The organism is Nitratidesulfovibrio liaohensis (assembly GCF_011682075.1).
GTDB lineage: Bacteria > Desulfobacterota > Desulfovibrionia > Desulfovibrionales > Desulfovibrionaceae > Cupidesulfovibrio > Cupidesulfovibrio liaohensis.
Genome location: NZ_VSMK01000747.1, coordinates 1 through 12,548, shown reverse-complemented (window position 1 = coordinate 12,548; position 12,548 = coordinate 1). Strand labels below are relative to the sequence as shown.

Sequence of the window (12,548 nt, the reverse complement as noted above, 5' to 3'; positions counted from 1 at the left end):
CCCGGCGCCCGCAGGGGTCGTGGGCGGCAGTCCGGCGACGGCGGCGCGCTGGGCGCGCGCCAGTTCGTTCACCCGCGCCTCCAGCGTGCGCAGGCCCGAGGCCAGTGCGGCGTGTTCGTCGCGCATGCCGCGCGCAAGCTCTTCCATGCCGCGCAGCACGAAATAGAACATCACCAGCAATCCCGCGAAACACAGCAGGATGAACATCATGAACATGGTGGCGTTGTCGAACATGGTTCCTTTCTCTCCCGGAAAAAAAAGGCGGCATTTCCCCGGCCACCGGCCAGCGGGGCCGGATATGCACTTGCCGGGGAACCCCGCTTGCAGTAACCATCCGGCACCTAGCACATCCCACGATGCACCACAATACATGAGAACAAAGGGCACCACATGGCCTCATCCAATATCCGTCCCCATCTTGTCGTGGCCGACGAAAACGGCGAAATCTACGACCATCCGGACCTGCTGATGGTCTGTCGGCGCGGGCACGAATTCGCCCTGCCCCGTCCCGACGAACTGATGCCCCTGCCCGACGAGAGCGAGCTGTTCCTGCTGCCGGGCCGCCGCGCCGTGGGACTGGACCCGGAAACCGGTGAGGCCGTGGGCATGGACGAACTGGCCGTGGCCGCATTTGCCGCGCCCGCGCACACCCTGACCGCGCACCCCGCCTACGTCAGCGAAGCGGACGCCCCCACCCTGCCCCTGTTCGCATACGGGGCCGTGGGCTTTGCCAACGGGCGCTTCTACGTCTGCGCCAAGCGGGTGGACGAATCCAATCGCCAGGTGTTCAGGGGGGTCCACCGCAGGAAGGTGGAACAGACCGCCCGCGAACTGATGCGCCGCTACCCGGACAACCGGCTGATGCAGCACCTGACCGCCAAGTGCGCCCTTACCTATTCCTGCCCCGCCGCGCGCAACCTGTGCCTTGGCCGGTACGAGGCGCCGCTGCCCGTCTCTCGCGCATGCAATGCCCGCTGCGTGGGCTGCATCTCGCAGCAGGAGGCCGGGTCGCGCATTTGCGCCACCCCCCAGAACCGCATGGCCTTCACCCCCACGGCGGCGGAAATCGTGGAGGTTATGCGCCACCATGCCCGCAACGAGGTGGCGGAACCGGTCTTTTCCTTCGGCCAGGGCTGCGAGGGCGAACCGCTGACCGAGGCCCCCCTGATAGAGGAAGCGGTGCGCCTGTTCCGCGCCGAGGGCGGACGCGGCACGGTGAACCTGAATTCCAACGCCTCGCTGCCGGGCGCCGTGGAGCGCATTGCCGGGGCGGGCCTTACCTCGCTGCGGGTCAGCCTGAACAGCGCCCGCGAAGAACCGTACAACCGCTACTACCGCCCGCACGGCTACACCCTGGCCGACGTGCGCGAAAGCATCGCCACCGCGCGGCGCAACGGGGTGTTCGTCTCGCTGAACCTGCTGTATTTCCCCGGCATCACCGACACCGAGCCGGAACTGGAAGCCCTGCTGGACATGGTCCGCACCTGCGGGGTCAGCTTCATCCAGTTGCGCAACCTGAACATCGACCCCGAAATGTACCTCGAACTGCTGCAAGGGATCGAATTCGGCCCCAACATGGGCCTGGTCAACTTCCGCAAGCGGCTGCGCCGGGAATGCCCGTGGCTGGGCTTCGGCTACTTCAACCCGTATCTGGGCGACCGGGCGGATATGGAGGAACGGGGCGTCCCCCTGCCCGGCCAATGGCAACCCACCCCGCTGGCCGACCTGCTGCGCGACGCGCCGGAGGCCAGCCCCGACAGGGACACCCCTGATGCCGACAGCTCCGGGACGGCGAAAGACCTTTCCGGCGTGGAGGACACCGAGCCTGACGACGCTCACGAAGGCCTGCCCGAGGGGCACCTGGAAGCCGGGCCGCACGCGGGTGTCCCCGACGACGACGATCAGATCTGCGGCTGCGAGGACTGATCCAGCCGCGCCCCGCCATGCGGGGACATGGCTGCACATGCCAGCAACAGGACACCGCAACGGGCCGGAACCACGAGGTTCCGGCCCGTTGCCGTTTCGTGGGGCATCCCGGCCAATCCCGGCCAGTCCGGGCAAAAAGAACGGGGCCGCTCCCGAAGGAACGGCCCCGATGGCGTGCAATGAATGTCGCCGTGCTGGCTAGAAGGCCACCTGCACCTGCTCCGCTGCCTTGTCGCGACGGCGATCAATGGTGCCGATGCGCCAGGCCTGGGCGTGCATGGCATTGACGCGCCCCAGCACCTCGTCGCACACGTCGGGCGAGACGATCATGATGTAGCCGATGCCGCAGTTGAAGATCTGGAGCATTTCCGGCCAGGTCAGGTTGCCTTGGGCCAGCAGCCAGTTGAACACCGGCGGCACGGTCCACGAGCCGAAATCGATGTGCGCCTCCACGGTGGCGGGCAGCACGCGGGGAATGTTGTCGTAGAAGCCGCCGCCGGTCACGTGTATCATGCCCTTGATGTCGAAGTCGCGCATCACCGAGCGCACGATGTCCACGTAGATGGCGGTGGGTTCCAGCAACACCTCGGCCACGGTGCGGTCCGAGCCGGGCAGCGGATCGTCGCCGTTCAGGCCGCTCTGGGCCAGCACCTTGCGGGCCAGGCTGTAGCCGTTGGAATGCAGGCCGGTGGAGGCAATGCCGATGATGGCGTCGCCCACGCGAATGGACGAACCGTCCACGATGCGCGTATTGTCCACAAGGCCCACGCAGAAGCCCGCCAGATCGTATTCGCCGGGGGCGTACATTTCGGGCATTTCTGCGGTTTCACCGCCCAGCAGGGCGCAGCTTGCGCGGCGGCAGCCTTCCGCCACGCCGGAAATGACGCTGGCGGCCACGTCCACGTCCAGCTTGCCGGTGGCGAAATAGTCGAGGAAGAACAGCGGGCGGGCGCCCTGCACCAGAATGTCGTTGACGCTCATGGCCACCAGGTCGATGCCCACGGTGTCATGCTTGCCGAACTGGAAGGCGCACTTCAGCTTGGTTCCCACGCCGTCCGTGGAGGAAACAAGGACCGGTTCGTCCATCCCCGCGAGATCCGGCTTGAACAGGCCGCCGAAGCCGCCGATGTCGGATATCACACCATTGGTGTGCGTGCGGGCGACAATGGACTTGATGCGCGACACGAGGGCATTGCCGGCGTTGATATCCACCCCCGCATCGGTGTAGGCTTTGGAACGGTCCTCAGACATTAACGTAGGCTCCTTGGGTCGGCTGGCTTCGGATTTTCCGGAAGCCCTTCATAGGCTTTTACCCCCCGAAGCGCAAGAGGAACACACCATGAAACCCTTGCTGGCACGGGCCTTCATCAATGGTATACTGGTAATGGTCATGCTGTCCACAGCGGTATTGACGGGTGTGGCCATTGCCCGCGAAAGCGCTGCCGTGCAGACGCCCCCCACCGCCCTGATTGCCGCTGCCGCGACCGGCTCCGGCGGCACGGGCGACGGCATTCCCCCGCAGCAGGAGCGGCCCCGCCAAGACACCTTCATGGGTACCGGCGGCGACCAGTCGTACATCGGGCGCGACCCGGACACCGGCGACCGGGTCATGGAATCCAAGGGGCCGCCCCGCCATCAGGACATGCCGCAACAGCAGGTGCCCATGATCATCGCGCCCGAGATCAACGTGAACGGCACGTGGGGGCAGCCCCAGGGCGGCAGCAGTGGAAATTGGGGCAACAGCGGCAACGAGGGCAACAGAGGAAACCGCGGCGGTGTGATGCGGCCCACGCCCCTCCCCGCAGGCGGCATCGGGACGGGCAGGCGGCAATAGCCGCACGGCCCCGTGCAGGCTGAAGGCCGTGCCCGGCCCGCCGGATGGTCCGCATCCCAGTTGTCCGAGGCTCCCCGTCCGGCACCCTTCCATCCATCAAGGACCATCGCCATGCTTGATGCACGCCTCTGGAAGCCCCTGCCACCGCCCGACGGCAGCGATGCCACCGCATCGTCGGATGCGAAGGAGGCGCGCGTGCAGTGCCGCCTTTGCAGCCATTACTGCATCATTCCGGGGGGCGGCACGGGCCGCTGCGGAGTACGGGTGAATCGGCCAGACACGCCAGGACCTGGCGTGGCGGGCCCAGACGTGACGGGAAATGCCGCACCCGTGGGCAGGCTGTTCACCCTGGTGGGCGACAACGTGGCCGCCGTGAACCTGGACCCGGTGGAAAAGAAGCCGCTGTTCCACTTCATGCCCGGCACGCTCACCTGGTCCTTCGGCACCATGGGCTGCAACCTGGCATGCAGCTTTTGCCAAAACTGGTCGTTGTCTCGTCCGCCCGCCGAAGAAGGCGTGGTGCGCGGCCAGCGCACCACCCCGGCCACACTGGTGGCCGAGGCCAAGGCCAACGGGGCTGCCTCGGTATCGTTCACCTATTCCGAGCCAACCATATTTTTCGAACTGATGGCCGACACGGCGGACGCGGCCCGCGCCGCCGGGCTTGCCACCATCATGGTCTCCAACGGGTTCCAGTCGCCGGAATGCCTGGCGGAACTGGAACACCGCATCGACGCGGCCAACATAGACCTGAAGGCCTTCACCGAGCATTTCTACGCAACCCAGTGCGGCGCGCGGCTGAAGCCGGTGCTGCACACCCTGCGCACCATTGCCCGCATGGGCTGGTGGCTGGAGGTGACCACCCTGCTCATCCCCGGCCTGAACGACGACCCGGACGAACTGCGCGACATGGCCCGGTTCATCCGGGACGAACTGGGGCCGGACGTGCCGTGGCACCTTTCGCGCTTTCACCCGGCCTACCGCCTGACCGACCGCCCGCCCACCCCGCCCGCCACGCTGGAACGGGCCTGGGAAATCGGCCGCGAGGAAGGGCTGCACTTCGTCTACCTGGGCAACATGCCGGGCCACCCTGCCGAATCCACCCACTGTCCCGCCTGCGGCGCGCTGTTCGCCCGGCGCGATGGCTTTCACACCCATCTGCCCGCCTCATCGCGGTGTGTCCGCTGCGGGGCCGCCATGCCGGGGGTGGGCTGGGATACCCCGGAGAACTGATGCTGCTGATATACACCGGCAACGGCAAGGGAAAGACATCCGCCTGCGTGGGGCAGGCCATCCGTGCCATGGGCCAGGGGATGACCGTGGCCTTTGGCCAGTTCATGAAGCGCCACGGCCAGGCGGGCGAGCAGGAAATGCTGGAACGCCTGCTGGGCGAACGCTTTCGCGCCGGGGGCAAGGGCTTTCTGCGCCGCGAGGAAGACCGCCCAGCCCACCGCAAGGCCGCGCAGGAACTGCTGCAATGGGCGGAAGACACCCTGCCCCAGGTGGACCTGCTGGTGCTGGACGAAACCCTGTACGCCCTTGGTTACGACATCGTGACCCGCGACGAGGTGGAACACCTGCTGGAACTGGCGGAACCGCAGGGCAGGCATCTGGTGCTGTCCGGGCGCGGCCTGCCCGACTGGCTGGCCGAGCGGGCCGACCTGGTCACCGAAATGAACGAGGTGAAGCACCCGTGGCAGAAGGGGGTGCAGGCCACCAGGGGCATCGAGTTCTAGGGGGGGGTATTCCGGAACGGCACGACGGCGCCGCCCCGCGCAAATCATTGCGGCGCCGTCATTATGTGCCTATATGATTCCAAAGGGTATCGCATTCCCGCAACACGAAGGAGGCACTATGGAACCCCTCGCCATGACCTCGTTCACCGGAGCTTCAGGCAAGGCCTACACCTTTGCGGTGTACCCGCTGGACGCCACCCTGGCCGACTTCAGCGGGGTATTCATGTTCGCGCGCAAGCCGCAGGCGGTACTGAACACGGGGTACAGTCCCATGTTCATCGGGCACTCCGCAGAACTGGGCAGCCACCTTGGCAGGCATGACAAGCGCGCTGCCGCGTTGGGCCAGGGCGCCGACTGCCTGTGCGTGCACCCCGCCGATGCGGAGGAAAGAGCCACCATTGCCGATGACCTGCTGAAGTCGCACCCCACCCCCTGCAATTGACGCGGAGCGGCCAGCCGGAGAGCGCACGGCGTACCCGAACCAGACATCACCGGGTATCAACGGGCGCCACCGGCCATCAATCCGGTTGCCGCTACCGGACCTGTAGACAACAAGCCCCCGCCAGCATCGCCAGCGGGGGCTTCGTCATGTGCAAGGGGTGGATGATGCGGCGGGAGCCAGTGGGCAAATGGCGGCTAGGCCAGCCCACAGCCAGCCCTACAGCCGAACAGTCCCTGCTCTACCCGGCCATGCGGCGTACGGCATCAAGAAAGCGCGAACGCAGCGCCTCGCCCATCAGCGCCCGCTTCACCGGGCCAAGGCGCAAAAAGCCGCCCACCAGCCCGCGCATAAATTCCTGGGTGCGGCTGTTGGGGTTGTCGAACACCAGGTTTTGCAGGGTGCCGCGTTCCAGGCTTTGCAATATGACCCGCTCGAAGCTGTCCACCGGGTGCAGCACCTTGCGCTCACGCGGGTGCAGCCGCAGCGCCCCGGTGGGACATTTCAGCGCGCAAGCCCCGCACCCCAGGCAATAGGCCTCGTCCACCGTGCAGCGCCGGTCGCGCTTACGGCCATCGGGCGGCACCGGCAGCGACACCGCGTCAATGGGGCAGGCCCGCTCGCACAGGCCGCAGCCGTTGCACAGGCTGGCATCGCACCGGGCGATGAACGACGAAGTGACAAGTATCCCCGTGTGCCCCCACTGGCGGATGCCCTGCATGAGGTTGCAGCAGCAGCCGCAGCAATGACAGATGAACCCCACGCCCTGCTGCACGTTATCGGCGGACAGGGTGAAGCCCAGGTCGCGCGAGCGGGCCAGAATGTCGTGCATGGCCGCCTTGTCGATGCGCCGGGCAAAGCCGTGCCTGATCAGGTATTCCGCCCCGGTGCCCATGGAGGTGCAGGTTTCCATGTCCACGTCGCACTGCCGGGTGCCAAGGTGGTGCTTTTCATGGCGGCACGAGCACAGGCCCACGGCAAAGGTGCGGTTCTGCTCCACCAGCGCGGCGGCGCGCTCGTAGTCCAGAATTTCCACATGGTCGCCCAGGGTCTGCTGGTGCGGCAGGGCGCGCATGACCGAAACGCGTTGCCCGTCGCCAAAATTGGCGTCCAGAAAGGCCCGGTCGCCGAACATGTAGTCGTGGAACAGCTCAGCCCAGCGCTTGCTGGGCAGCGCCCCGCCGGTGCGCATCATGGTAAATTCGAAGATGCCGATGACGATGGGGCTGATCATGTACAGGCAACTGTCGTCGGCATCGGCAGGGGAGGAGCCATCCGCTGCCGGGTGGACGTGCTCGTGGTGATCATGATGCCCCTTGCCTCCGCGATGGGCCGACGCGGCCAGATGCTCGGCAGCCCCTGCCGCATGGTCGCCATCCTCGCGGATGTCCAGCACCAGCCCCTTGTCGCACAGCCGATCCAGCAGCACCTGCAACCGGGAGCGGTTCATGCCGGTGACCCGTTCCAGCCGCCCGATGGACGACGGGCGGTACGGCATGCGCACCACCAGTTCCGCTTCTTCCGGGGTGTACAGTTCGCGCAGCATGGCGTGGAAAGCGTCGTTCCACGGCGTGCGCACGGGCGTGTTGTCGATGGCGTTGCCGAGTCGGCGGTAGATGTCCCTGGCGGCGATGTGTCCCATGATGGCTCCGGAGAGAGTGCGAAGATGGGGAAAGCGCGGCGGACCGACGCCCCCATCCACCGCAATGCCCCATGCCGACGGGGGTGTCAAAGACTGGGGGCAGCGAGGGCAACGGGGGTGACGGGGCGGCTCCAACCATTCAGAAACGTGGGAATAGGCGCGGCAACTGCCGCTACGTACGTGCAGTACGGCGGGCGTGACCAGCCCGGATGGCGCGATACCTGCCCACCCGACGTGCCCAGGTCTGCCCCGCCCCCCGCCCATGCCGTACACAAACGAAAAGCCCCCACGGGCACAATGCCGACAGGGGCCTTCAGGCTTCGGGACACGGCGCGGGGCCGTGGCGGGCCGCCTAGCGTTCGCGGAAAACGATGCGGCCCTTGGTCAGGTCGTAGGGAGACATGGCGACACGCACCTTGTCACCAGGCAGGATGCGGATGCGGAACTTGCGCATCTTGCCGCACAGGTGGCTGAGTACGGTGTGGCCCGTTTCCAGTTCCACACGGAACAACGTGCTGGGCAGGGCTTCCTGCACCACGCCCGCCACTTCGAAATAATCGTCCTTGGCCATAGGGTCTCCTCCTGCTTGTGGCGCGCACCGCGCCGAAAAGAAAGGGTCCCGCCCGAAATGGGCGGGACCCGGTCCAGACGATAGGCGGAGCGAAGACCTACCAGCGGGGCTGGCGGGGAGCGCGTTCCTGCGCTTCGTTCACCTTCAGGCTGCGGCCCTGAAAGTCGCGGCCATCAAGGGCTTCCATGGCGGCGCGGGCGCCGTCGTCGTCCATTTCCACGAAGCCGAAGCCACGGGGACGACCGGTTTCGCGGTCCATGATCAGGGCGACGGACTGCACTTCGCCGTGGTTGGAGAACAGGGCGCGCAGGTCGCTTTCGCTGCTGGAGAAGGGAAGGTTGCCGACGTAGAGCTTCTTGGACATGTGAAATACTCCGGAATTTTCTCAGGCTCTTCTTTTCATCTGTCCGGAGCTTTGCACATGCGAAGATCGAACGAGGGAAACAAGAACGCTGCCAATTGGTAAGGAGATGCGTAAATACGCACCTTCCACCCTGTCGTCAAGCGGACCGCACGCAAAATAACGGGGCACGCCCGAAAAATTGCCGTCTTCCGCCAGCATATTTTTTAAAAAACATTGCATAACAGCATATTATAGAAAACTACGCCCAATAACACGGCGAACGAAATATCGCACGTAGAATGTGCGCAGGATGTGCGCAGTCGAACGAACGGCAACACGCGGCATCGTCTCTGCCATCTGGCCTGCACGCATGCAAAAAAAGGGGGTTACGGAAATTTTCCGTAACCCCGTATTTTACTGGTCGGAACGACTGGATTCGAACCAGCGACCCCCTGCTCCCAAGGCAGGTGCGCTACCAGGCTGCGCTACGTTCCGGTGATGCCACGACGGCGGCGTCATGGCGTACGGTGGTCAGATAGTCGAAAGAGTGTCTCGGTGCAAGGAAAAATGGCAGACGGCTGGCTGGGGCAGTTACGTCGAGGCTTGCGAAGGGGCAACCACACCACATCCCCCACACTCAGGCACGCTGGCGTTGGACGTTCAGCAACACACTGGCGGACTGGTGGCGATGCTACGGGTTGCGCAACGTAGCGACGGCCCGGCGCCGCAAAACAGCACTCTTTACTAAGCCCACAGCCGCGTGGCCTTTTGCGCCAGCGGCCCGCTCAGCCGTACGAAGTTGCCCACCAGCAGCGCGGAGATCACGGTGCCCTCGCGCAATCCCAGCACCGTGCCCGCGAATATCAGGCTGACGACCACCGCCACCACCACATGCCCGCAGTCGAACAGGGTTTTCACGTTGCCCACGGCCAGCCGCGTGCGGTAGGCGATGGCCACCACCAGCCCTTCGCCGGGCAGTATGCCCACCTGGCAGACTATCTCCAAGGCGATGCCCAGCCCCAGGATGGCGCTGCCCACCACCACCGCCGCCATCTGCAACGGGTAGCCGTCCAGCGGCAGAAACTTCGTCAGGGCCATGGCGATATCGATGAACACGCTGAACACCATCACCACGGGCATCTGCACCAGGTACTTGCGCGACAGTCCTTCGCGCATCACCAGCATTTGCAGGGCAACGAACACGATATTCACCAGCAGGGTAAGCATGCCCAGCGACATGCCCGACAGCAGCGACAGCACGTACGGCACGCTGGTGATGGGCGTGGTGCCCAGCCGGGCGTTGGTGACCAGGGCAATGCCGAAGGCGCACAGAAACAGCGAACATCCGAAGAACAGGTATCTTTTCAAGGCCTTTTTTCCATCCATGAAAACTTCCATCTGTTCAGGTGAGTCGCAACGGCGGATGTGGTGCCTGTCCTTCCGCCGTTACGCCGGGATGTGGCGGGACACGCCGGGGGAGGCGGGCGTGGCGGGCACAACGGGCAGCCAGAGCCGCGAAACGTAAAAACGACCAAGGGAAGCGCATGGCGCCTCCCCTGGCCGGTAACAATATCAGCGTGTGTTGCCGGACCGGCAACTTCCCACCTTTCGGCAGAAGTTGCAAACAGCCCGATGTGGCGGTTGGGGTTTACATGGCCCCACGTTGGGGTGCGCGTCAGCGGCGGCTGACGCGTGGCCGGACAGGGATCATCCCCTCTCCGGCCCTCCGTGGCCTGCCCAATTCGGCCCGGCCCGGAGCAGGCTCTGGCCGGAACAGGTTCTGGCCGGACCGCATCCGGTCCCGCGCCGTTCACCTGCCGCCAGTGGCTACGGCTTCATGTCGAGCTTTTTCGTCTGGCCGCCAGACACACCAACCCGCTGCATCAGGCCAACGCCCTGCGGCTTCTTGTCGTCGGTCAGCCAAGTGAACCCGGTGACAATGAAGAACTGCCCGTCGGCAATATCCTTGAAGACGAAGGTGCCGCTGTCGGTGCACACCGTCTGCGGGTGGTCGGCAAGGTAGCGCGGGTCGTCGTTGGTGATGACAGGCGGCGGCGCAGCGCCCTGCCCCAGGCGCAGGGTGCCCTTATCGTCGCTGCCGTAGATGGCGAACATGCGTTCGCTGGAATAGGCCGTCACCGGCACCAGCGTCACCGGCTTGCCCGCGCAGGTGGCCACCTCGCCACCGGGCGTTCTGGCCGTGGCCGTACCCCGGATGGTGTTCTTGCCGGGGGCCAGCTTGCGGCGCGCCTCCCTGGAATCGTACGGCGTGCTCAGGGTGACGGTGCGGGGCTGTTGCGGTTCGGCCTGTTGCGGTGCGGGCCGGGCTTCCTGCGTGGACTGGCCGGGAAAGCCGGTGATGGACCGCTTGGGGCCGCAACCTGTCACCAGCAGGGTCGCCACCAACAGGGCCAGCAGTAACGTCACCTGCGAAAACGGCAGCACCCACGAAAATAGGGCAGACCTGCGGGCAGGCCTGACACCCGGTGCGGACCGCGCGCGGCGTTGATGCGTCATCTCGTGTGTCTCCTTTTTTCCGGCGATAGCAGACCCGCGCCTGTCTGGGCAACCGGGGGGTGTCAGTCGGGCCTGCTGCGCGACCATGCTGCATGGGCAAGCTACGACCTGGTTGGGCCTACACTGCGGGTGAACGGCGACCTGACGGAGTCAAACCCTGGCATGCGGACAAAAGCGCCCCTCGGCATCGCCCGGGCCGTCCTCTCAAGGATAGTGAATTCCTGTCTCCAGCGAAAAATCGTGCACACGCAACGGAGCCAGCCGTCAGCGGGTGCGCCTCCCTCCCTTGCCGCCGCCTATTCCGCCGCCCTTCCCACTGGCGTTGTCGACGCCATTCCCCAGTGCTGCGTCAGCCGTGGCCGCCTGCTGCATGCGCCGCGTGGTCAGCCGGGTGGGCGATGCGGCCAGGGGGTTTTCCGGCCAGGGGTGCTTGGGGTAGCGGCCCCGCATCTCGGCCCGCACCGCAGGGTATCCGGTGCGCCAGAACCCGGCCAGGTCGCGCGTGACCTGCAAGGGCCGCCCGGCGGGCGACAGCAGGTGCACCACCAGCGGCACGTGCCCCCCGGCAACGCAGGGGGTTTCCCGCGCGCCGAACATTTCCTGCAACTTCACCGCCAGCACCGGACCGCCTTCCGCCCCGTAGTCCACCAGCACCTGCGAGCCGGACGGCACCTCGATGCGCTCCGGGGCCTCGGCGTCCAGCCGCCGCGCCAGTTCCCATGGCAGCAGGGCCGCCAGCGCGCCCGCAAGATCGATGCGCGCGAACTGCGTACGCCGGGTGATGCCGGACAGGTACGGGGCCAGCCATTGCTCCAGCCCGGCCAGCAGGGCCGCGTCGGACACGTCCGGCCAGATGGGCTCGCCCGGACAGGCAGATGCGTCCGGGCAGGCAGATGCGTCCGGACAGGCAGATGCGTCCGGACAGGCAGATGCGTCCGGGCAAGTGGTCGCGGGCAACGCATCTTCCGCCGTCCGGCCCGTCTCGCGCTCCTCCAGCCCGCGCAGCAAGGTCACCCGCGCGCGCCATTGTTCCAGTTCCGGCGTCCACGGCAGGCAATGCAGCCCGATGGACCGGATGCCCGTCACCACCGCCGCCGTGACCGCCTCCGGGTCCGCCGCGTCGTGGGGAGCATCGTCCAGAACCAACGCACCCAGCCGTCGCTGCCGCCGGGCGGCCACGGCCTCGGCCCGGTCGTCCCAGACCACGAAGGCCCCTTCAACGATGGAGGCGCCAAACGCTTCCTCGATGTGCGCCCGCGACAGCGGCGCGCAACGGCGGATGCGTCCGCGCGCCGCGTCGCCGTCCATGTCACCCACGGCCAGGAAGGATTCCCGCGCCAGCGGGTCTTCCGGCGGCAGATATGCCCCGCGCCCGCAGGCCAGACGGAACTGCCCCTGCCCGCGCCCCTCGGCCACCCGATCCGGATAGGCCAGGGCCAGCACCTCGCCCGTGGCTTCCGGGTCGGGCCGCGTGCCCTGCCGGGTGCCCTGCCTCCGGCTTCCGGCGGCATCAAGGTCCATGTCGGCCAGCCGGGCCACC

The 12,548-nt window shown here is 66.4% G+C and carries 12 protein-coding genes, 1 tRNA gene and 1 pseudogene; 5 read left to right on the top strand and 9 right to left on the bottom strand.

What is annotated here, in order from left to right:
- Positions 1–234: pseudogene (locus FVW27_RS18530) on the bottom strand (hypothetical protein); the annotation flags it as partial.
- Positions 235–390: 156 nt separating this feature from the next.
- On the opposite strand from FVW27_RS18530, the gene FVW27_RS18525 reads away from it, so the two are divergent.
- Positions 391–1,926 carry a radical SAM family protein gene (locus FVW27_RS18525; RefSeq protein WP_167128045.1) on the top strand — a complete coding sequence of 512 codons (1,536 nt, stop codon included), beginning with the start codon at positions 391–393 and terminating at the stop codon, positions 1,924–1,926.
- Between the two features lie 198 nt (positions 1,927–2,124).
- Here FVW27_RS18525 and purM read toward each other — a convergent pair whose 3' ends face one another.
- Complete coding sequence (purM, locus tag FVW27_RS18520; RefSeq protein WP_167128042.1) at positions 2,125–3,177, bottom strand: phosphoribosylformylglycinamidine cyclo-ligase; 1,053 nt, start codon at positions 3,175–3,177, stop codon at positions 2,125–2,127.
- A gap of 88 nt (positions 3,178–3,265) precedes the next feature.
- Here purM and FVW27_RS18515 point away from each other — a divergent pair, with 88 nt between their 5' ends.
- The 4 genes from FVW27_RS18515 to FVW27_RS18500 all read left to right on the top strand — a co-directional run bounded on the left by FVW27_RS18515 (position 3,266) and on the right by FVW27_RS18500 (position 5,938).
- Positions 3,266–3,760 carry a hypothetical protein gene (locus FVW27_RS18515; RefSeq protein ID WP_167128038.1) on the top strand — a complete coding sequence of 165 codons (495 nt, stop codon included), beginning with the start codon at positions 3,266–3,268 and terminating at the stop codon, positions 3,758–3,760.
- Positions 3,761–3,871: 111 nt separating this feature from the next.
- Complete coding sequence (gene amrS, locus FVW27_RS18510; protein ID WP_167128035.1) at positions 3,872–4,993, top strand: AmmeMemoRadiSam system radical SAM enzyme; 1,122 nt, start codon at positions 3,872–3,874, stop codon at positions 4,991–4,993.
- On the top strand, positions 4,993–5,496 hold the full coding sequence (locus FVW27_RS18505) for a cob(I)yrinic acid a,c-diamide adenosyltransferase (RefSeq protein WP_167128032.1): 504 nt from the start codon (positions 4,993–4,995) through the stop codon (positions 5,494–5,496). Before amrS ends, FVW27_RS18505 begins: the two co-directional genes overlap by 1 nt.
- A 118-nt stretch (positions 5,497–5,614) precedes the next feature.
- Positions 5,615–5,938, top strand: a complete 324-nt coding sequence (locus FVW27_RS18500) for a hypothetical protein (protein ID WP_167128029.1) — start codon at positions 5,615–5,617, stop codon at positions 5,936–5,938.
- A gap of 238 nt (positions 5,939–6,176) precedes the next feature.
- Here the strand turns inward: FVW27_RS18500 and FVW27_RS18495 are convergent, their stop codons facing one another.
- The 7 genes from FVW27_RS18495 to FVW27_RS21085 all read right to left on the bottom strand — a co-directional run.
- The gene (locus FVW27_RS18495; protein WP_167128026.1) at positions 6,177–7,577 is read right to left on the bottom strand and encodes an ATP-binding protein; all 1,401 of its coding nucleotides are present in this window, start codon (positions 7,575–7,577) and stop codon (positions 6,177–6,179) included.
- Between the two features lie 352 nt (positions 7,578–7,929).
- Positions 7,930–8,148 carry a translation initiation factor IF-1 gene (gene infA / locus FVW27_RS18490; protein WP_012611350.1) on the bottom strand — a complete coding sequence of 73 codons (219 nt, stop codon included), beginning with the start codon at positions 8,146–8,148 and terminating at the stop codon, positions 7,930–7,932.
- Between the two features lie 97 nt (positions 8,149–8,245).
- Positions 8,246–8,512: an RNA recognition motif domain-containing protein gene (locus tag FVW27_RS18485; RefSeq protein ID WP_007521357.1), complete on the bottom strand. Its 267-nt coding sequence runs from the start codon at positions 8,510–8,512 to the stop codon at positions 8,246–8,248.
- Between the two features lie 397 nt (positions 8,513–8,909).
- Positions 8,910–8,986, bottom strand: a tRNA-Pro gene (locus tag FVW27_RS18480).
- A gap of 249 nt (positions 8,987–9,235) precedes the next feature.
- On the bottom strand, positions 9,236–9,877 hold the full coding sequence (locus FVW27_RS18475) for a YczE/YyaS/YitT family protein (RefSeq protein WP_167128023.1): 642 nt from the start codon (positions 9,875–9,877) through the stop codon (positions 9,236–9,238).
- 441 nt (positions 9,878–10,318) lie between these two features.
- On the bottom strand, positions 10,319–11,008 hold the full coding sequence (locus FVW27_RS18470) for a hypothetical protein (RefSeq protein WP_208294879.1): 690 nt from the start codon (positions 11,006–11,008) through the stop codon (positions 10,319–10,321).
- A gap of 264 nt (positions 11,009–11,272) precedes the next feature.
- On the bottom strand, positions 11,273–12,548 hold a 1,276-nt coding region (locus tag FVW27_RS21085), incomplete at its 5' end, for an ATP-dependent helicase C-terminal domain-containing protein (protein WP_279586661.1).